The organism is Pollutimonas nitritireducens, assembly GCF_002849615.1.
GTDB classification, from domain to species: domain Bacteria; phylum Pseudomonadota; class Gammaproteobacteria; order Burkholderiales; family Burkholderiaceae_B; genus Pollutimonas; species Pollutimonas nitritireducens.
In genome coordinates this window covers 61,294-82,234 of sequence record NZ_PDNV01000004.1, presented here as the reverse complement: position 1 = coordinate 82,234, position 20,941 = coordinate 61,294, and the positions used below count along the sequence as shown (strand labels likewise).

The following is a 20,941-nucleotide window of genomic DNA, read 5'->3' as shown; positions in this document are numbered from 1 at the left end:
TTTTAGATATTCAGGAAATTTTTCAACAGGGCATGGCCGTGCTCGCTCAACACGGATTCGGGATGGAACTGCACCCCGTATACGGGCAAGGTCTTGTGGCGCAAACCCATGATCTCGCCATCCGCCGTTTCAGCCGTTACTTCGAGGCAGTCGGGAAGCGTGCTGCGATCAACGGCCAGCGAGTGGTAGCGCGTGACGACAAAGGGCGACGGCAGGCCGGTGAAAACATCGGAGCCAGTGTGCGTAATGTCCGAAACCTTGCCATGCATGAGTTGCTGGGCCCGGATAATATCGCCGCCATAGGCCGCGCCGATAGCCTGGTGGCCCAGGCACACCCCCAGGATCGGCACCTTGCCCGCAAAGTGCCGAATCAGTTCGACTGAAATGCCTGCCTCGGCCGGAGAGCATGGGCCGGGCGACACACATATGCGGCCGGGTTTCATGGCGGCGATATCGGCCACGCTGACCTGATCATTGCGACGCACCTGGACGTCTTCACCCAATTCACCAAAGTACTGGACCAGGTTATAGGTAAACGAATCGTAGTTATCGAGCATCAATAGCATGTATTTCTCCTGGGCTAAGGCCGGGCGTCAAATGGGTTCGTCGAGGCCGAACTGGACCTGTTCGGCCGCCCGCAAGACAGCACGGGCCTTGGCTTCAGTTTCCTGCCATTCCTTTTCGGGGTCGGAATCGGCCACGATGCCGGCAGCGGCCTGCACGTAAAGCATGCCGTCCTTGATGATGCCGGTGCGGATCGCAATGGCGACATCCATTTCGCCCCCGTAGCTCAGATAGCCGGCGGCGCCTCCGTATATGCCGCGGCGCACGGGCTCGAGCTCATCAATGATCTCCATGGCGCGCACCTTGGGAGCGCCCGTGAGCGTGCCGGCCGGAAAAGCTGCGCGCAGTACGTCCATATTGCTCATGCCATCGTTCAGCTCGCCGCATACGTTCGACACCAGGTGCATTACATGAGAATAGCGTTCGATGGTCATTGTGTCGGTCACCTTGACTGAGCCGGTCTTGGCTACCCGTCCTACGTCGTTGCGAGCCAGGTCGATAAGCATGACGTGCTCGGCGCGTTCTTTTGGGTCGGCCATCAATTCTTCTGCCAGTTGGGCGTCTTCTTCGGGGGTGGCGCCGCGCCGGCGGGTACCTGCCAGAGGACGTATCGTGACCACGGTCTTTTTTTTCTCTGCCTCGGTCACGATTTCCTGGCGAACCAGGATTTCAGGCGAAGAGCCCACCACCTGGAAGTCGTCGAAATTCCAGAAGTACATATAGGGAGACGGGTTCAGCGAACGCAGAGACCGATACAGGGACAGCGGCGAGTCGCGGAATGGCTTGGCGATAACCTGGCCGATCTGGACCTGCATCAAATCGCCGGCAGCGATGTATTCCTTCGCTTTCAATACCGCGGCGATATAGTCTTCTTTCGCAAAATCGCGACGGCTGGTGGTTTGCATGCTGGCATACGCGTAAGGTATCACCACAGGCGTGCGCAGCTTTTCACGCAACTCTTTCAAGCGGCGCTTGGCCAGGGCATAGCTTTCTGCCTGTGCCGGGTCGGCATACACGATCAGATAAGTGCGGCCAGCCAGGTTATCGACAATGACCAGCTCGTCGATGTGCAGAAGCATGATGTCGGGCGTGCCTTCATCCTGTCCGGCTGGGAAAGGCTTGACCGCGGGCCCGAGCCGTGGCTCGATGTTGCGTACGGTGTCATAGCCGAAATAGCCGGCAAAACCGCCCGCAAAGCGTGGCATGCCTGGCCGTATCGCGACCTTGAAACGTTGCTGGTAGGACTCGATAAAGCTTAATGGGTCGCCTTCATGTGTTTCGACCACTTTGCCCAAGTGCACGATTTCGGTGGTGGATCCACTGGAACGGATGATGGTCTTGGCGGGCAGGCCGATGAACGAATAACGGCCAAAGCGCTCGCCGCCGACGACCGATTCAAGCAGGCAGCTGTTACGCCCGCCTTCAGGACCGTTATGCGCCAGTTTCAGGTATATGGCCAGAGGTGTGTCGAGGTCGGCGTAAGTTTCCGCGATCAGGGGGATACGGTTGTAGCCTTGCGCTGCGAGTGCATTGAATTCTATTTCCGTCATAGTGGTCTCTGTGAAGTGTTTACATAGAGGCCGGGACAGAAATCAAGAAAGCCCGGCCATTATTCGGTTCCGGGCTTTGCTTTTAGTAATGCTGACGACACGCGGAAGACTGGGGTCTTTGGTGCCGGGAGTGGATTACCGCTACCCTGAACACAAACGCCACCAGCGCCAGTTGGCGCAAGGCGTAATGTACAAATAGGCGGTAGCGATCATGGATTGTTGTTGATGGGTTGGCGAGAGGCCCACTGGGCAGCCTCACTGATGGACATAACTATATCATCTACTTCCAGAGTTCGCACGTCCATTCCTTCGTTGTAGCCGTAGGGGACTGCAAGGACGGTCATGCCGGCAGCGCGGGCCGCCAGCGCATCGTTGATCGAGTCGCCGATGGCCAGTGCATCTTGGGGGTCTGCCTGCAGCAGCTCGCAGGCGTGCAGCAGAGGCATGGGATCGGGTTTCTTGCGGGTGCAGGTGTCGCCGCACACCACATGTTCAAAAAAATGGGCAAGGCCGGCACGTTCAAGCAGTGGCAATGTGAACTCCGTGGGCTTGTTGGTGACCACGGCCATTTTCACCCCCGCTGTTCTGAACGCTTCCAGGCCCGAGACGACGCCCGGATACACCACCGCCTCGTCGCCGTTCACCGCATGATAGTGACGGCCGAAGATTTCGAGCCCATGCTTGACCTCGTCCGCGGCGGGCACCGAACCTTTCGGATTGTTCGACAGCGTGCGCAACACCAGGTTTTCGGTCCCTTTGCCTACATAGCGTGCGATGACGTCCTGGGACAGGGGTGCCAGGTCCATTTCAAGCCGCATGGCGTTTGCTGCATTGGCCAGGTCAGGTATGGTATCGATCAAGGTGCCATCGAGGTCCAGGAGTACGGCGGAAAATGACATGGGGCTTCCCTGTGGTTGAGCAGAGGTATATTGTAAGATGTCCACGGACATTTTCCTGTCATGATTTCCTGGTAACGTGCCTGCTGATCCCGATCCGGGTCGGAAAGACCGTATTAGGGTCTAGGCACAGGCAGACCGAATGCAGATGATGGAAACACTTACTGAGTGTGTGGAAAACTCGCCCCGCGGGACACAGCTCGAGAGCGCGCAAATGCTGGCAAGTTTTCACAAGGTATTGACCGACAGGGCGCTGACGCCGTTATACCAGCCCATCGTCGACCTGCAGTCCGGTCATATTATTGGTTACGAAGGTCTTATTCGCGGGCCCTCTGACTCGCCACTGCATGCGCCGACCAGACTCTTCGGTCTTGCCCGGCAGCACGGACACACCATAGAACTCGAACGCATGTGTCGATGCATACACGTCGAAAAGTTCCAGACCTTGGGTCTGGCGGGAAAATTATTCCTCAACATGAGTCCTGATGCGCTGCTCATGCCCGCTTTTGAGTTGCAGGATTGCTTGGCGCACATGCAAGGGGCCGGTATGCTGCCCGGCAACATTGTGATTGAGCTGACCGAATCGGAAGCTACGTCGAACTACTCGCTTTTGCGCCAGGCTGTTCAGGAGTACCGGGGATCGGGTCTGCAGATCGCCATCGATGATCTTGGCGAAGGTTTTTCGAGTTTGCGGCTGTGGTCGGAACTTCGCCCGGAGTATGTCAAGATAGACAAGTACTTTGTACAGGGAATCGACAGTGATGCCGTCAAGCGCCAGTTCGTAAGGTCCATTGCCGAGATGGCACAGCAATCCAGGTCGGAAGTCATTGCGGAAGGCATTGAAACAGAAGCCGAGCTCGATGCGGTGCAACGGCTGGGTATTCGATATGGCCAAGGTTATTTACTCGCGCGGCCGTCATCGGAACCGGTGACCGTTTTGCCTGCCGCAACGTTGAGCCAGTTGACGCGAACGCCCATTGGCAAGCGGCCGCTCATGAACGACGCCTACAAAAGCGTGGCGACTGCCCGGAAGATTCTTCGCGCAGTGCCAGCCGTTACGGACTCGGCGCTGACCAATGATGTTTACGATATTTTTAAAAAGCAGCCTGAACTGCAGGTGGTGGCTGTGCTGCACGACGGCTTGCCGGTAGGCTTGATACACAGGCTGCGGCTGCTGGATCGACTGGCCCGTCCATATCACCGGGAAGTATATGGGAATAAGCCTTGCAGCCATTTCATCGAAAATCTCCCCCTGATTGTCGATCACCGTACCAGTCTGCAAGACTTGGGCTACCTGTTTACCGAAGAGAATCCGCACCACCTGGCAGACGGCTTCATCATTACCGAGCACGAGAAGTTTCTAGGGGTGGGTACTGGCTTCGATTTGATACGCGAAATCACGCAGATGCAGATCCACGCTGCCCGATACGCGAACCCATTGACTCAGCTTCCGGGCAATGTGCCGATCAACGAGCATATTGAGGAGTTATTGCAGAATGGCGATCCGTTCGCCGTCTGTTACTGCGATCTGGATCACTTCAAGGCATTCAACGACCTATACAGTTACCGCAAGGGCGATGAAGTCATACAGATAACGGCAAACCTGTTGCGCGAATATATTGATCCTGCTGCCGATTTTGTGGGGCATATCGGTGGCGACGATTTCATCGTCATATTCAGGAGCCCCGACTGGCGCGCGCGCTGCGAGAACATTCTGGACCGTTTCTTTGCGGCAACCGCCTCGTTGTACAAGTCAGCCCATCTGGCGCAGGGTGGCTATTTTGCCGAGAATCGGCAAGGCAGCGAAGTCTTTCATGGCCTTATCAGCATTTCGCTGGGGGTCGTGGAGGTTGACGTCGATATGCCTTATTCAGGCCATCAGATCGCTGAATTGGCGGCCTCCGTTAAAACTGAAGCGAAGAAAATTCCGGGCAATTCGCTATTTGTGGAACGGCGATCGCAGTCTTAAGCCGAAATTGATTCGGCTTTGACGATTTCCGCGCGCAAGGCATCGATGACCGCTTTGTAATCAGGTTTACCAAAAATGGCCGATCCTGCCACGAATGTGTCGGCGCCGGCGGCCCGTATGGCTCCGATGTTGTCGACCTTTACGCCCCCGTCGACCTCAAGTGCAATACCTTGTCCTCCGGAATTCCTCCAGGCGTCGATCCTGCCCCGGGCCAGCGCAAGCTTGCGCAACGTTTCCGGTATGAAGGCCTGGCCGCCGAAACCGGGATTGACCGACATCAGCAGCACCACGTCGAGCTTGTCCATGACATGATCCATCCAGTCCAGCGGTGTGGCGGGATTGAATACCAGGCCCGCCTTGCAGCCATGTTCGCGGATCAGCGCCAAGGTCCGGTCGGGATGGCGTGATGCTTCCGGGTGAAAAGTAATAATATTGGCGCCTGCCTTGGCGAATTGCGGGATAATGGCGTCGACGGGTTCGACCATCAGGTGTACGTCGATGGGCGCATCGGTGTGGGGGCGCAGAGCTTCGCACACCATTGGTCCCATGGTCAGATTCGGTACGAAATGATTATCCATGACGTCGAAATGGATCCAATCGGCACCGCCAGCGACGACGTTTTTTACTTCTTCGCCCAGGCGGGCGAAATCTGCTGCCAACAGGCTGGGGGCAATACGGGTAGGTTGAGCAAATGGCATTGGAGGTCACCGGTTGTCAAGGAAGCATCAAAATAACGAATATGCCATTATTACAGGTTAGTGCCAACTCTCCTTTTAAATATCGCGGCTACCATTTAATCAGGAATCTGACATGAAACCTTACGACATTGCTGTAACCGTGACGCCCCAATACCTTCCCGACCAGTCCGAGCCCAGCGAAGAGCAGTTTGTGTTTGCCTACACCGTGCGCATTACCAACAAAGGCGAGCATGCCGCTCAGGTAATAAGCCGGCATTGGATCATCACCGATGGCCAACAACATACGCAGGAAGTGCGGGGGTTAGGAATCGTGGGCCAACAGCCCTTGTTGAATCCGGGCGAAACGTTTGAATACACCAGCGGCTGTCCCTTGCCTACGCCGGTCGGAACCATGCGCGGTACGTATCATTGCGTGGGCGAAAATGGCATCCCGTTCGAAGTGCCCATCCAAGAGTTTGTTCTGGCAGTGCCGCGTACCCTGCATTAACCCTAGCCTGGCCATTTATGAAAAGAATCCTGCTTTCCTCGATGCTGTTGGCGCTCCTCGCGGCTTGCGGCACTATTCCACCCAGTACTCTTCCCGATGACGTCGCGGCCTCTGCGCAGAATATTGCTGACCAGCCGTTGGTGGTGCCACCGCTGACCAACATGCGGGACACTGCGCCTCGTGTCTTGGCAGGAAAATTTCAGCAAGCCGCATGGACCGCATTGCCCGGCTGGCAGAGGGACGATTTGCGTCAGGTCTGGAAAGGCTTCATCAATAATTGCAAGGGCCTGATGCGACCCATTTCCGGTTCCCTGGCCATGCAGGCGCGCGCCACTCCTCGTGCATGGCAACCCGTATGCCAGGCGGCGGCCCAGGGCGGCATGACTGCCGACACCGCGTCGCCGGCGTCCGTCCGCCAATTTCTGCAGACCCATCTGCAGCCATGGCGGGTGCTGGATGCGTCCGGCAAGGCCGCTCAGAACACCGTCACTGGCTACTACGAGCCTTTGATTCGCGCGTCGCGCAAGCGCCACGGCGAATATCAATGGCCGCTGTATGCTCCACCCGAAGACCTGCTTACCATCGACCTGGGTACGGTTTATCCCGAGCTTGCGGGCAAACGGGTACGGGGCAAGCTGGTTGGCAAGCGGGTGGTACCGTACGATACGCGAGCTGAGATCGCCGCATCGACTGCCAGGCAGCCACCAGCCATCGTGTGGGTCAACGATCCGGTCGAGGCGTTCTTCCTGCAGATACAGGGTTCTGGTAGGGCCATGCTGGATAACGGCGAAACAATACGCCTCGCCTATGCCGATCACAATGGACGCCCATATGCATCCATTGGACAGTGGCTGGCAAGTAAAGGCGAGTTGCCATTGGCTCAGACGTCCATGCAAAATATCAAGGCGTGGGCGCGGCGCAATCCCGCACGCGTCCAGGAAATGTTGAATGCCAATCCGGCCATGGTGTTCTTCAACGAAGAAACAATCACCGACCCGGAATTGGGACCCAAAGGAGCCTACGGCATACCATTGATAGGCCAACGATCCGTCGCGATAGACACGGCCTTCGTCCCCCTGGGCTCACCCCTGTACCTGGCTACCGACTATCCGGCTTCGACCAAACCTTTAGAGCGTCTTGTTTTTGCTCAGGATACCGGGGCCGCCATCAAGGGCGCTGCGCGCACAGACTTTTATTGGGGAACTGGAGACGAGGCGGGCGCCATGGCGGGCCGCATGAAGCAACGTGGCGACATGTGGGTGTTATGGCCGAAACAGGCAGGAGCACCTTCCGCGCGATGAGTAAAGAATCTGTTTTGGTATGTGGCAGCGGAATCGCTGGCCTGGCCGCGACGCTGGGGCTTACGAGGGCGGGACTTGATGTTTCCCTGATTGGTCCGCAAGTGGTGCCAGCACCCGTATCTTCTGAAACCTATTGTCCCCGGGTGTATGCAATTTCAGCCGCCAGTCAAAGCTTCCTGGACCGGCTGGGCGTATGGACCATGATGGACAGCCGCCGACTGACGCCGGTCGAGACCATGGAGGTTTACGGTGACGGCGGGGGCGCTTTGCATCTGCATGCATGGCAGGCGGCTCAAACCACACTGGCCTGGATCGTCGAAGCCAGCGAAATGGAGCGCGCCCTCCAGCAGGCCGTGCAAGTGTTCGGCATCAGCTGGCACCCGGAGAAGTTCCAGCGCATGGAGTCCCGGACAATATTCACTGATACAGGGCGTTCGCTGAAAGCCGACTTGCTTGTCGGTGCCGACGGCGCCAAGTCGCCGGTGCGTACGGCCGCGGGTATTCATCATGAATCCAGACCGTATGGCGACATTGGTCTTGTGGTTCACCTTACCGCAGAGCTGCCGCATCAACATATAGCACTGCAGTGGTTTACAGGTGATTCGGTCCTGGCGCTGTTGCCTTTACCGGATACGAGCCAGGGGCATCAAGTATCGATGGTATGGTCCATGCCGCAAGATGACGCCAGGGAGCTAATGGCGATGCCCGAGCTGCAGCGCAACATCGTGCTTGAAACGCGGTTGGCGGCCGCCACGGGAGGACGCCTGGGTGTCCTCAAGGTGCGCAGCACCTTGTCCGGATTCCCCTTGTTTCTCGAGCATAGCGGTATGGTCGCTCCCGGCGTGGCGTTGGTCAGCGACGCGGCCCATCGGGTCCACCCGCTGGCTGGGCAGGGGCTTAACCTGGGGTTGGCGGACGTGGACGGACTAATACAAGCAGTGCGCGACAAAGAGGCGTTTCGCTCAATCGGTGATCTTCGTGTGCTGAGTCGTTACAGGCGTGCCCGAGCCGAACCTATCATGGCCATGCGTATCGCCACGCACGGCTTGCATGGTTTGTTTGCGTCACAAGCCGCGCCCGTAGTCTGGGGGCGCAATGCAGGCATGCGGTTTGTCGACCGCCTACCGTTCATGAAGCGTATGCTAATCGGCGGCGCGTCCGGAAAATAAATGGCTTTCGAGCCACTAAAGTCATTATCAGGAGTATCTATGCGTTTCAATTTTACAGGCTTGCTTGGCGCCGCGTTGCTTGCCAGCATGCCCTTTCTTGGCGGTCCGGTGATGGCGCAAGCCAACGTCTTGTCAACGCAATCGGGCAGCAGTTCTAGCGAGGCAACAGTGCTTTCAACCGAGAGCATACGCAAGGGCTTTGCCGAGCGCTTCCCGGGTATTGAAATTGCGGAAGTGAACTCTACACCGTTTCCGGGCCTCTTCGAAGTGCGGATCGGCATGGATCTGTTATATACGGACGTGAACGTCGACTATATATTGCAAGGGTCACTGGTCGATGCCAAAACACGCAAAGACCTCACTGCCCAGCGGCTTGAAAAATTATCTCAGGTATCTTTCGATGCCTTGCCGTTGGAACTTGCCATCAAGCAAGTGAAGGGCAACGGCGCCCGCAAGATGGCCATTTTTGAAGATCCAAATTGCGGTTATTGCAAACGCCTGCACCAAACATTGAAAGACGTCGACAACACCACGATCTACACCTTCCTGTTTCCCATCCTGTCGCCCGACTCGGAAGTCAAGGCACGCAACATCTGGTGCGCCCCTGACCAGGCGGCTACTTGGCGTGCGTGGATGCTGGACGGTAAAACGCCTCCGGACGCCAATTGTGCGACACCCGTGGATACCGTGTTGGCACTGGGCAAGAAACTGATGGTGCAAGGCACGCCGGCTATCATATTTGCCGATGGCAGCCGCGTGAACGGCGCTATGCCTCTGGATGACATACAGAAAAAGCTCGACGCCCAGAATTAATGTGCTGTTCCAAGCAGGTCAACGAAAGCATCTGCTGGAATTGGCCTGCTGAACCAAAAACCCTGATAGTTATCGCAGCCCAATTTGACCAGAGCGTCAAGCTGCTCCGCCGTCTCAACACCTTCGGCCGTGACGCCCAGATGCAAGGACTTCGCCATGGCAATGACCGCCGTCACAATGGCGGCGTCGTCGGCTTCGATGGTGAGTCCCTTGACGAATGATTGATCGATCTTCAGTTTGCTCACTGGCAATTGCTTCAGATAGGCCAGGCTCGAATAACCGGTGCCAAAATCATCGATTGAAAGATGGACGCCCATGTCATGAATGCTGGTGAGCAAGCGGATTGCGCTCGCCGCATTGTCCATGATGGCGGATTCGGTCACCTCCAGCTCCAGGGATTCCGGCGGCAGGCCGGTCTCTTCGAGTATTGATGTTATGCGTTCGAGCAGATCGGCCTGCCGGAACTGACGTGGCGAAAGGTTGACGGCGATGACTAATGGAAATCCCAGTTCTTGCCACTTTGCGGCCTGCTCGCAGGCATTGCGCAATACCCATTCTCCTATCGGCACGATGAGTCCGCTTTCCTCTGCAAGAGGTATGAACTGAGCCGGTGGCACCGCGCCGCGCTCCTGGCTATTCCAGCGCAACAGCGCTTCGGCTCCAATAATTTTTCCGGTCTCTATCGATACTTTTGGCTGGTAGTGGAGAACCAGTTCGTCCCTTTCGATGGCATGGCGTAGAAGATTGCGCATTTCGAGCCGGGCGCTCGTCCTTTTTTCCATGTCCGGCGAGTAAAAGGCATAGTTCCCGCCTCCTCCGGACTTGGCCTGATACATCGCAAAGTCAGCTGCTCGCAACAGTCCCTCAGGCGTATCGGCATCGCCGGGATAAACGCTGATGCCGATTCCCGGCGTCAGAAAGATCTCCTGGCCGGCAACGATGACGGGTGCCTCAAAATGTTTCCCCAGTCTCTTCGCCGCCGCGATCGTTTGCGACGTCGACTTTGTGTGTTCCAACACGATGACGAATTCGTCGCCTGCAATCCGCGCTATTATTCCGGCGTCGGGCATTTTTTCCAACAGCAAGCGTCCTACGGATTTCAGTGTTTCATCCCCGGTAAAGTGACCGAAGCTGTCGTTGATGTCCTTGAAGCCATCGAGGTCCAGGTATAGCAGGGCCAGAGTGCGTCCTTCAAGCTTTGCCCGCTTCAGGCTTTGCTCCAACCATTCCATCAGGTGCACGCGTTTAGGCAGGCCGGTAAGCAAATCGTGGGTGGCCAGGTAAACGAGCTGCTCGTTGTTCTTCTTTTGCTCCGTAATGTCTTCGGAAATGCCCAACAGGTACTTTGGTCGACCATCTCTATCCAAGAGTGGCAACTTCCGAGTCTGTAGTGTCCTTATTTCGCCGGACCGAGTCGTAATACGCTCGTCTGCTACAGTAATACGACTAGTGCCCGCCAGGGTCTCGCGGTCTTTAGCGGTAAAAATATCGGCTTCCGACTTTGGAAAGAAATCATAGTCCGACTTACCGATAAACTCTTGTTCGCGAAAGCCGGTAAGGGCTACGCCTGCGGGATTCATGCTAACGAAGTGCAGGTCGACCGCGTCTTTTACGTAGACCATGCTTGGCATGTTGTTGACGATCAGTTCCAGAAACTCCTGGCTTCGGCGCACTTCATTGGTATTGCGCAATGCCGATATTCCGAACGATACGTCATTCGCGGTAGCGGTCAATAACTCGATCTCGTCCGGTCCAAACGCTCGGGGATCGCTGGAGAAGATACCCAAGGCGCCGATCACCCGATTTTCCACCCATATGGGTAGCCCTATGGAAGAGGCATAGCCCTGGGCCAAGGTTTGCGCTCTCCATAAGCCGCATGGTCCAGTCGTGTGAAGATTCTGGATGACGTGCACCGTGCCGCTACGTATTGCAAGTGTGACCGGGCCCGGGTCGGACGATTTGACATTCCACGGGGTTGTACAGAAGCCAGCCATCAGTTCGTCGCTGACACCGCGGCAGGCCTGGGCAGTCAGGGTGTCCGATGGGTTTTCCGGCACATAGCCCACCCATGCCAGCTCGTAGCCGCCGATCTTATGAACGACATGACATATGTCGCTCAGGAGGTCTTGCTCGCTATGCGCGCGCAACATCGCGCTGTTGGTGGCGCTGCGGACGGCCTGTACCCTTGAGGTCCGGCGTAAGGCATCGTGCTGGTGCTGCAGCTGTTCTGCCATGGTATCGAATCGATGGGCCAATGCACCGATTTCCCCGCCGGCACTGCCCAGCCCCGTACGAGCACTCATCACGCCTTCGCCCAATTTCGCCGCCGTACGGTTAAGGATTCCCAAGGGTTTCAACACCAGCCAGTTACTGAGTGACCACGCGGCCAGAAGCGCCAGCAAAGATCCTAACCCCACCAGAGCAAAATTACGCAGGCTGCTGGCTCGTACTTCGGCCAGCGGGCCGTCCAGCGGCAGACCAACCTTTAAATACAAGGTGGAAGTCTGGGATTCGTACAAAGGCACGTAGGCAGTCGTCCGACGTACCTTGTCAAGCCACATCTCGTTTTTTGTTAGGCCCTGCGAGCTACCCAAGCGCAGGATCGTTGGCGCCCAATTAGCAATGGTTTGGCCCACGTATTGCATATGTGGTGCCGCCGCCATAAGGGAACCATTGGAGTCCACGACGCCGGCAACGACGTCCTTGAAGCGGCTGGAGCTGTTCAATGCCCGCTTCAGCGAGTCATCAAGCCAGGATAGGTCAGCCGCAAGCGCCAGGACACGGGTCACGTTTCCTTTGTCATCAAGAATGGGGTAGGCGAATACAACCAGCGGCTGAGTTCCTGTTCGGCTATGTTGCAAATCCCCGATAGCGAAGACCTTACTATCCATCGCGCGCTTGAAATAGGAACGTGCAGACAGATCCATAGTGCCTTTTAGCGGTACGCCAGAGCACGCAACCATTCCGTCGGGCTGGATCACCAGCACGTTATCGAGCGAGTAAGAGCTTTTCAGGGTTGAGGCAAGGAATTGATCGCACGCCGGTCCCTGACGTTGGAGTTCGTGCATGGAGGCCAGGTTGGCCAAGTACCGATCCGGTCGGGGAAAGGCTTCTTTGGAAAAGGTAACGACTTGCTGGGCGACATATTCTGCCTCACGCTCCAGCCTCTGGTGCGCTTGCGTGTAATCCTCGACGTATTCATGAATCAACATGGTGGCTGATGGAAGCAATGCCACCAGGATCAGCACCAACAGCCGGATACGAAGACTGACCGACGAAAGCCGTAGCCGCATGGTCTTCCTTAAGGCAACTGATCCGGAACGAAGGATTGGTGCGCGGTCCAGCTTCTATGCAAATTTGTCATGGAAAGTCCTTGAAACAGTTGGTGAAATATATATCAAATTATGTTTAAAGTGTACGGAACGAGTTTCCTTTCTTGAAAAAAGCCAGTCCGGTTACGACGATGGCGGCCCGATAAGCAGTGGCAGCTGCGTGCCACTGCCCATTATTTCGCACAGCGAACGATTGTTTCGAAAAAATTGACCGCCGGATTTCGTCCGTGACAGAATGACATCGCCTTTGGACTACAGCCGTCGTTGCGACGATATGCCCGGGCCGGGAGACAGGAATGGGTGAGGATAAACATGCGACAAACGGCGCAGAAACGGACATTGATCGCCAGTTCGTCAATGCGTTGGCGCGCGGGCTGGAGCTTTTGCGTTGCTTTCAGCCGGGCAAGGCGTATCTGACCAACGCCGATCTGGCGCGCGAAACCGGACTCCCCAAACCGACGGTGTCGCGGCTCACCTACACCCTTAAGAAGCTGGGTTACCTTGAATATTCTGAAAGTATGGGCAAGTATCTGCTTGCTTCTGGCGTGCTGGGACTGGGATATTCCATGCTGGCCAACCTGGATGTGCGCAATGTTGCGCGGCCGGCCATGCAGGAATTGGCGGAATACTCCCGTGTGTCAGTCGCTATCGGCGTACGTGACCGTCTTGGCATGATCTACGTCGAAACATGCCGAAGCAGTGCACGTGTAACGCTGCGCCTGGATGTCGGTTCGCGCATCCCCATTGCCACCACCTCCATGGGCAAGGCTTTGCTCTGCGGCATGCCGCAGGATGAACGCGACGAAATGCTTGATCAGATACGCCGGGCCGACAAAGAGAGTTGGCCGCGTATCAAGTCAGATATTGAAAGGGCGTTCGAGCATTATGAACAGCATGGTTTCTGTGTGGCAATGGGCGAGTGGCAGCCGGAGATCCGGGCTGTCGGCGTGCCCTTGTTAGGCGTGGGCGGCGAAAAGCAGATGGCCTTCAATTGTGGCGGTCCGGCTTATCTATTAGCGCATGACAAGCTGCAGACAGATCTCGGGCCGCGCTTGCTCGCCCTCGTGCGCAATGTCGAAAAGACCATGGGGCGACCAGGATGACAACAATAGATGTAGAGGCATTGATATCTGCTTTGCCGCGGCGATTAAGCGATATCCCTAGTTATTGGGCAGGGCGCACGCCCGACGCCGTCGCGTTGTCGGAAAACGGGCGGCAGATCAGCTATCGCCGATTGAATGAGGCCGTTGACGAGGCGGTTGTGCTTCTCGTCGACCTAGGCGTCAGGCCCGGCGACAGACTGATGATTGTGGCCGAGAACTGCATGGCTCAGCTGGTACTGGTCTTTGCAGCGGCGCGCATGGATACTTGGGCGGTAAATGTCAATGCCCGCTTGTCGCTTTCCGAGATCGACGCCATAGGCAAGCACTGTGGAGCGAGGCGGGTGGTGTACACCCATGGCTCGTCGGCCGAAGCCTACGCACACGCGCAACGCGGTGGTGCCAGCAAGGTATCGCTGGGCGATATTGGCGACATCGCCATCGGGCCGATCAACCCCGCCTGCGAACCCGAACCCGTCGATGCCGAAGGGTCGAAACAAGTTGCAGTGCTTCTCTACACAACGGGAACGACGGGCCAACCCAAAGGAGTGATGCTGACGCACCGGAATCTGCTTTTCATTGCCGCCGTATCCGGCCATGTGCGCGGTCTGATCAATACTGACCGCGCTTACGGCGTACTGCCGATCACCCATGTATTTGGGTTGGCTTCCGTCGCATTGGGCACCTTGTACGCCGGGGCGTCGCTTTATCTGGCTGCGCGTTATTCGCCGGCTGCATTGATTGCTTCCGTGCGCAACGATAGCCTCACCATATTACAAGGCGTTCCGGCCATGTATGCACGGCTGCTCGAGCATGACCGCGCCGGCTGGGATCCGTCTACATCCGCATTGCGTTTCATTTATGCCGGCGGGTCTCCATTGGACGCCACGCTCAAGGACAATGTCGAACGCTTGTTCAAGCTGCCTCTGCATAACGGTTACGGAATGACGGAAAGTTCGCCGACGATCAGTCAGACCCGCGTTGACGCGCCGCGTCGCGATACCTCGGTCGGCTCGGTGATCCCCGGCGTCGACATCCGGATCGTCGATGTCACGGGTGTGGATCTTGCGGCGGGCGAGGCCGGTGAGCTTTGGGTGCGCGGCCCCAACGTCATGAAGGGCTATTACCGGGACCCTGAACTGACGGCTGCCACCATAAATCCAGACGGATGGCTCAACACCGGTGATATTGCGCGATGCAGTCCAGATGGCGCACTGTTCATTGTGGGGCGCACGAAGGAATTGATCATACGTTCGGGATTCAATGTCTATCCAGTTGAAGTGGAATCCGCCTTGAATTCGCACCCGGCAGTCGTGCAGTCTGCGGTGGTGGGGCGTTTCCTGCCTGGTGGCAACGAGGAGGTCGTAGCATTCGTGGAGCTCGACCCGGCCCACCACCATATCGGCCCTGCCGATTTGATGGCTTACCTTGAGCCGATCCTGGCGGCTTACAAGCGACCCGCACAGATCATCGTGATGGACGCCATGCCGGCGGCGGCGACCGGCAAGATTTTGAAGGGAGAACTAAAGCAGTTGGCGCAACGGTTACACGATGCGCCGGAAAGCTCGATATAGCGCAGTGGCGCATCAGGTGTTGATGAACCAAGTAAAGCGGCTCCACCCGGGGGCCCATAACATCCCTAAGAGGAAAGAGACAATGAGAACACTATATAAAGGTATCGGGCTGCTCGCCCTGGCACTGTCCGTGCATGGCAGCAACGCGTGGGCCGAAGAGTTCCTGGTTGGCGAGGAAGAGCCCTTGACCGGTCCCTTGGCCCGCGTCGGCACGGGCATGCATGAGGGCATTTCGGTGGCCGTCGAAGTTTTTAACAAGACTAACGGCAAGCACACCATCAAGGTGTTGACCCAGGACGACGAGTCCTCTCCGGCCAAGGCCATCGCGGCGGTCGAGAAACTGGCATCCCAGGGGGTAGTCGCATTCACGGGCGGCTATGGTTCCAATAATATCGGGCCGGCTTCCGATGCCGCCAATAAGCTTGGCTTGCCCTACATTACTTCGGGCGGCGTCGATAACAGCTTGACCCAACGCGGCTATAAGACGTTCTTCCGCATCAACAATACGTCTGGCTACCAGAAGGCCATGGTCGGGATACTGGGCGACATGAAGGTGAAGTCTGCATCGATCATCTATTCGACCAAAGAGGCGACCGCGCATCTGGCCAAAGATGTGCAGCAGGACTTGGCCGGTAAGGGCTTGGAAGTCGCCATGCACCCTTTCGACCCTGGTATCTCCGACTTCAAGCCTATCGTGAACAAGGTCCGGCTGCGCGATAAGTCTGAAACCATATTGATGGTGGGTTACGAGAACGATTATGTCGGCATTTTGCGCGCCGCCAAAGTTTTAAAGCCCGACGTGAAGGCGATGATAGGGGTGTGGTCACTTGCCACGCCAAAAATGGCGGCAGACTTTCCCGACTTGATGTCCAACGTGTACGGCACGGCCCTGTTGCCGTATCCGACCACGTTCAAGACAGAAGAAGGAAAATTGTTTGCCGAGGCCTACAAGAAGCTCTACAACAAAGAGCCGGATTATCTGGGGCAGTTCGGGTACGTACAGTCCATGATATTGTTCGAGGCGATTGCCAGGGCGGCGGACAAAGGCACCATCAAGAATGGCGGCATCGCCCAGGAATTGGCTGCAACCGACCGCAATACCCTGATAGGCCGCGTGCAGTTCACCGATGGCGATAACCTTAACTTTGTTCATCACATGGGCCAGCATCAGGGCGCACGGATCGATATTGTGTGGCCCGCCGATGGCGCAACGGCAGAAATGAAATTCCCGGGCGTGCCGTGGTAGCGCGACATGAATGAACTGATACTGCAGGCGGTCTATTCGGGTCTGCTCCAAGGGGGGTCCTATGCACTGATCGCCCTTGGCCTGGCGCTGGTGTTCGGTACGATGAAAATCATCAACCTGGCGCACGGAGAACTTGTGCTGCTGGCCGCCTATGTCGCTTATACCGTCGAATCGTCATTCGGCTGGAATCCAGCACTGGCCATTCCAGTCGCGCTGGTCGTCGTCTGCCTGTCGGCGGTCATCATGTATTTTCTGGTCGACCTTATCAAGACGGATCGTGAACTCAATTCCCTGATTCTCACGTATGGCATAGGCGTCATCCTGACCAACGCCATCCTGCTCGTCTGGTCGGCCGACATACGGTCGACGTCTTCCTCGTGGTTGCAGGAGGCCATCGTCATCGGACCTCTCTACAGTATGCGCAGCGAACCGTTGTTCTTCCTGGTCAGTGTTCTATTGATGGGCGCACTGTGGTGGTGGCTTTCCCGCAGTTGGTATGGGCGTGCCGTGCGCGCCGTGGCGGGCAATCGCGACGCCGCACGCCTGATGGGCATAAACCCGCGGCGCACCGAACTTATCTCGTTCGTGATCGCGGGTATCCTGGCTTCGTTTGCGGGGGTCGCCATATACAGCTACGGCGTGATCCAGCCTTCCCTGGGCCATGTCCTGACGATCAAGGCTTTCGTCATTACCGTGCTAGCGGGCATAGGATCCATTCCGGGCGTGCTGGTGGGCGCCGTACTGCTGGGGCTGGCCGAGGCGCTCACCATTACCTTAGCCAGTTCGGCCCTGCAGGAGCTAGTCGGAATGTTGCTATTTCTGCTGGTACTTTTTGTGTTGCCGAACGGCTTGTTCGGCGCGGCCAGGAGGCGAGGATGAAGAACGGCAAAATTATGCTGGCGGCGATACTGGTCGCCTATATTGGAGTGCCGCTCATCCTGGGTGGCAACAACTATGTCATGAGCCTGGTCATTGCGGCGCTGGTGATAGGGGGCGTGGCAATGGCATGGGCCTTGCTTGGGAATCTCGGAGGCATGGTCAGCTTTGGCCATTCGGCGTTCTTTGGCGTGGGCGCCTATGTATCTGCCATTGTCACGGCGCAAGCCGGCGTACCGGTGGCTGTAGGGTTGCTGCTGGGCGGAGTGGGGGCCGTCGTCGCATCCATCGCAATGCTGCCGGTGTTGCGACTGCGCGGACCCTATTTTGCCCTGGCAATTCTTGCCTACGCGCATATTTTCAAGATCATCGCGGTCGAATGGTCGTCGGTCACGGGCGGCTCCGGAGGCCTGTCCACCATTAGTCCCTTCCCCATCGTATTCGGCGTGGATTTCGCGGGGAAAATGGGTAGCTATCTCATCATTCTTACCATTATTCTCGTGTTCGCCCTGTGCTATCAGGCCATACGATCCAGCTACTACGGCATTGCCCTCAAAGCCATGCACGACAGCGAGGACGCCACACGAGTGGTCGGGGTGAACAGTACGCTGCTCAAAGCCATGATGTTATTCGTTTCGGCGTTCATGACGGGCATGGTGGGGGCATTCAACGTGCACTACATCAGCTTTCTTGAGCCGGATTATGCGTTCAACGGCGTATGGGTGACCTTGCCGATCATTGCGGCTATTTTTGGGGGGTATCGAACCATCATGGGCCCGCTGATGGGTGCGCTGACGGTTTACCTGGTCGACCAACTGGTGTTCAAGAACCTGATTCCTTCCGGACATCAATTGATCCTCGGCGGCATCCTGGTCGCCATGATCATTTTCAGTCCACGCGGCCTGCTTCCCTTGTTGTTGAAAACCTTCAGGAGAAAACATGCTGCAGCTTGATGCGCTGACGGTTCGTTTTGGGGGACTCACCGCCGTCGATGCTGTAACCTTCACGGCCGAAAAAGATGAAGTCCTTGGGTTGGTCGGCCCGAACGGCGCTGGCAAGACCACCTTGTTCAATGCGGTGTCGGGACTGGTCAGGCCGACGAGCGGTCGAATCACGTTCGAATCGGTCAATTTATTGAATATTCCCTTGCACCGGCGCGCCCGCATGGGAATAGGAAGGACGTTTCAGATCCCCCAGCCTCTGCACGAGCTGACAGTGCGCGAAAACCTGGTCGTTGCCCAGCGATTCGGGACTGGACGTGTTGACGAAGTGCGCATCGACGAGGTACTGGACTTCACCAACCTGGCAGGACGGGCACAACGCAATGCGGCGACGGAGCTGGCGCTGACCGAACTCAAGGCGCTCGAAATCGCCAAGGCGCTATGCACGGACCCGAAGCTGTTGCTGCTGGACGAGGTGCTTGCCGGCCTTGAGACCAGCGGCAAGCGGCGTTTCATGAAGATGCTCCAGGACATGCACAAACGCTTCTCAGTAGGAATACTCATCATTGAACACGATATCGAAACCATCACACAGTTATGTGACCGGGTGATCGCACTGGATTTTGGCAGGCTTATTGCGTTAGGCACTCCGCATGAAGTATTCAGCGATCCCGATGTGGTCAGGAGCTACACCGGAGCGCAGGCATGATCGACGTCGAAGGAGTGCGTGCCGGCTTCGGCGCCATCAATATATTGTGGGATGTCTCGGTTTCCGCCCGCAAGGGAGAACTGACCACCATAATCGGTCCCAATGGCGCGGGGAAAACGACCTTATTACGCGCCATCATGGGATTGATACCCCTGGAGAAGGGAAGCGTGCGCCTGGACGGCAAGGTTCTCGACGGTACGCCAACCTGGAAAATGCCGGAACTGGGCATGGTGATGATCCCTGAAGGACGCATGATCTTCAAGGACATGACCATAGAAGAGAATCTCATGCTGGGTGCGTTCTCAAAAGGCCACCGCGCCGGCTCACGGCGCCAATGTGACCGGGCCTATGAGATGTTTCCACGGCTGGGCGAGCGCCGCGGCAAACTTGCGGGCACGCTATCGGGCGGTGAAGCCCAGATGCTGGCCATGAGCCGCGGCCTGATGTCCGACCCTGACGTGCTGCTCATCGACGAACCGTCGCTGGGCTTGGCTCCCGTCGTGGTCAACGAGCTCTTCGAGACGCTGGCGCGCCTGAAAAGCGAGGGTCGCACGATCATCCTGGTCGAACAAAGCACGCACAGGGCGGTCGGCGTCGCCGACCATGTTTACCTCATGCAAAGCGGCAAGGTGGTTCTGTCGCAAAGGGCGGGCGACGTCGATATGGAACACTTGCACGATTTGTACTTCGCACACTGAGGCACAAGGGTTGCCCGCTACTATTCCTATAATGACGGTTTTCGCGCCTGCCATGTCAACAGCCCAAGACCATACCTACGCATTGCCCGCCCACACGGTCGCTACCGAGCTCGTCGCCGTGCTGGTCGCGGTGACGCAGGGGCAGCCTCGCGTACTGACCCGGGATCGCGGCCATGCTTTGCCGGCGGGGCCGTTTGAATCGTCGCACCGCTCGCTGCAAACGGGCTTGCGCGCCTGGGTGGAGGCGCAGACGCATCATCCCATCGGATATGTCGAGCAGCTCTATACATTTGCAGACAGCGACCGAGCCGACCAACAGGGACAGCGCATTATTTCAGTTAGCTATCTGGGCCTGACGCGAGAGCTCGAGAACCCCGATATCGATACGGTGGGATGGCAGGACTGGTATCGCTATTTTCCCTGGGAGGATTGGCGCGATGGATGTCCCGCGATTGTTGCGCAACAAATCCTGCCGGCTTTGCATCGCTGGTGCAGCGATGCATCAACGACTGCCGACAAGCGTCAGCGTCGCCGCAGGGTCGACTGCATTTTCGACCTGGATGCCGCATGCTGGAGTGACGATGCGGTGCTGCAGCGTTATGAATTGCTTTTCGAAGCTGGTCTGATTCCGGAAGCGGTTCGACGATCCGGCTTGCCGCTAGGCGCGTCCCTGCCCGGCCATTCCATGCTGCATGACCATCGCCGGATTCTGGCGACGGCAATGGCGCGCTTACGCGCCAAAATACGGTATCGACCCGTCGTTTTCGAATTGATGCCGCCATTCTTTACGCTTTTGCAGTTGCAGCAGGCATTCGAGGCGGTGGCTGGGCGCCGCCTGCACAAGCAGAACTTTCGCCGATTTATTGAGCAACAGGCTTTGGTCGAAGAAAGCGGCCGGATGACTCAGGGCGCGAGTGGGCGGCCCGCGAAGCTGTTCCAGTTTCGCGGCGATGTCTTGCAAGAGCGCGCTATTGCAGGCAGCAAGCTGCCATTGGCAAGATAAGGACAGAAATCCCTG

18 protein-coding genes are annotated in these 20,941 nt (G+C 57.2%); 13 read left to right on the top strand and 5 right to left on the bottom strand.

Annotated elements, in window-relative coordinates:
* Positions 1-2: 2 nt before the first annotated feature.
* The 3 genes from CR155_RS06705 to CR155_RS06695 all read right to left on the bottom strand — a co-directional run bounded on the left by CR155_RS06705 (position 3) and on the right by CR155_RS06695 (position 3,013).
* Entirely contained in the window at positions 3-566 is a 564-nt protein-coding gene (locus CR155_RS06705; protein ID WP_102069232.1) for an anthranilate synthase component II, read from the bottom strand.
* 27 nt (positions 567-593) lie between these two features.
* Positions 594-2,114 (bottom strand): anthranilate synthase component I, encoded by a 1,521-nt coding sequence (gene trpE, locus CR155_RS06700; RefSeq protein ID WP_102069231.1) that lies wholly within the window; start codon positions 2,112-2,114, stop codon positions 594-596.
* 209 nt (positions 2,115-2,323) lie between these two features.
* On the bottom strand, positions 2,324-3,013 hold the full coding sequence (locus CR155_RS06695) for a phosphoglycolate phosphatase (RefSeq protein ID WP_102069230.1): 690 nt from the start codon (positions 3,011-3,013) through the stop codon (positions 2,324-2,326).
* Positions 3,014-3,152: 139 nt separating this feature from the next.
* Between CR155_RS06695 and CR155_RS06690 the strand changes: the two genes are divergently transcribed.
* Positions 3,153-4,979 carry a GGDEF domain-containing protein gene (locus CR155_RS06690; protein ID WP_233213981.1) on the top strand — a complete coding sequence of 609 codons (1,827 nt, stop codon included), beginning with the start codon at positions 3,153-3,155 and terminating at the stop codon, positions 4,977-4,979.
* Here CR155_RS06690 and rpe read toward each other — a convergent pair.
* Positions 4,976-5,677, bottom strand: a complete 702-nt coding sequence (rpe, locus tag CR155_RS06685) for a ribulose-phosphate 3-epimerase (protein WP_102069229.1) — start codon at positions 5,675-5,677, stop codon at positions 4,976-4,978. The genes CR155_RS06690 and rpe overlap by 4 nt on opposite strands.
* A gap of 112 nt (positions 5,678-5,789) precedes the next feature.
* Between rpe and apaG the strand changes: the two genes are divergently transcribed.
* Genes apaG through CR155_RS06665 form a run of 4 tightly spaced genes read left to right on the top strand, consistent with a single transcriptional unit; the run spans position 5,790 to position 9,447 of the window.
* Complete coding sequence (gene apaG, locus CR155_RS06680) at positions 5,790-6,164, top strand: Co2+/Mg2+ efflux facilitator ApaG/CorD (RefSeq protein WP_102069228.1); 375 nt, start codon at positions 5,790-5,792, stop codon at positions 6,162-6,164.
* Between the two features lie 17 nt (positions 6,165-6,181).
* On the top strand, positions 6,182-7,465 hold the full coding sequence (mltA, locus tag CR155_RS06675; protein WP_102069227.1) for a murein transglycosylase A: 1,284 nt from the start codon (positions 6,182-6,184) through the stop codon (positions 7,463-7,465).
* Positions 7,462-8,634, top strand: coding sequence for an FAD-dependent monooxygenase (locus CR155_RS06670; RefSeq protein ID WP_102069226.1), 1,173 nt, complete (start codon positions 7,462-7,464; stop codon positions 8,632-8,634). Before mltA ends, CR155_RS06670 begins: the two co-directional genes overlap by 4 nt.
* A gap of 39 nt (positions 8,635-8,673) precedes the next feature.
* Positions 8,674-9,447: a DsbC family protein gene (locus CR155_RS06665; RefSeq protein ID WP_102069225.1), complete on the top strand. Its 774-nt coding sequence runs from the start codon at positions 8,674-8,676 to the stop codon at positions 9,445-9,447.
* Here the strand turns inward: CR155_RS06665 and CR155_RS06660 are convergent.
* Positions 9,444-12,740: an EAL domain-containing protein gene (locus CR155_RS06660; protein ID WP_102069224.1), complete on the bottom strand. Its 3,297-nt coding sequence runs from the start codon at positions 12,738-12,740 to the stop codon at positions 9,444-9,446. The genes CR155_RS06665 and CR155_RS06660 overlap by 4 nt on opposite strands.
* A gap of 335 nt (positions 12,741-13,075) precedes the next feature.
* Between CR155_RS06660 and CR155_RS06655 the strand changes: the two genes are divergently transcribed.
* The 8 genes from CR155_RS06655 to CR155_RS06620 all read left to right on the top strand — a co-directional run bounded on the left by CR155_RS06655 (position 13,076) and on the right by CR155_RS06620 (position 20,926).
* Positions 13,076-13,882, top strand: coding sequence for an IclR family transcriptional regulator (locus CR155_RS06655; protein ID WP_102069223.1), 807 nt, complete (start codon positions 13,076-13,078; stop codon positions 13,880-13,882).
* Entirely contained in the window at positions 13,879-15,453 is a 1,575-nt protein-coding gene (locus CR155_RS06650) for a class I adenylate-forming enzyme family protein (RefSeq protein ID WP_102069222.1), read from the top strand. Before CR155_RS06655 ends, CR155_RS06650 begins: the two co-directional genes overlap by 4 nt.
* An 82-nt stretch (positions 15,454-15,535) precedes the next feature.
* Positions 15,536-16,699 (top strand): ABC transporter substrate-binding protein, encoded by a 1,164-nt coding sequence (locus CR155_RS06645; RefSeq protein WP_102069221.1) that lies wholly within the window; start codon positions 15,536-15,538, stop codon positions 16,697-16,699.
* 6 nt (positions 16,700-16,705) lie between these two features.
* Positions 16,706-17,578, top strand: coding sequence for a branched-chain amino acid ABC transporter permease (locus tag CR155_RS06640; RefSeq protein WP_102069220.1), 873 nt, complete (start codon positions 16,706-16,708; stop codon positions 17,576-17,578).
* Entirely contained in the window at positions 17,575-18,528 is a 954-nt protein-coding gene (locus CR155_RS06635) for a branched-chain amino acid ABC transporter permease (protein WP_102069219.1), read from the top strand. Before CR155_RS06640 ends, CR155_RS06635 begins: the two co-directional genes overlap by 4 nt.
* On the top strand, positions 18,515-19,225 hold the full coding sequence (locus CR155_RS06630) for an ABC transporter ATP-binding protein (RefSeq protein WP_102069218.1): 711 nt from the start codon (positions 18,515-18,517) through the stop codon (positions 19,223-19,225). Before CR155_RS06635 ends, CR155_RS06630 begins: the two co-directional genes overlap by 14 nt.
* Positions 19,222-19,923, top strand: a complete 702-nt coding sequence (locus CR155_RS06625; RefSeq protein ID WP_102069217.1) for an ABC transporter ATP-binding protein — start codon at positions 19,222-19,224, stop codon at positions 19,921-19,923. Before CR155_RS06630 ends, CR155_RS06625 begins: the two co-directional genes overlap by 4 nt.
* Positions 19,924-19,975: 52 nt before the next feature.
* On the top strand, positions 19,976-20,926 hold the full coding sequence (locus CR155_RS06620; protein WP_102069461.1) for an NUDIX hydrolase: 951 nt from the start codon (positions 19,976-19,978) through the stop codon (positions 20,924-20,926).
* The last annotated feature ends 15 nt before the right edge of the window (positions 20,927-20,941 follow it).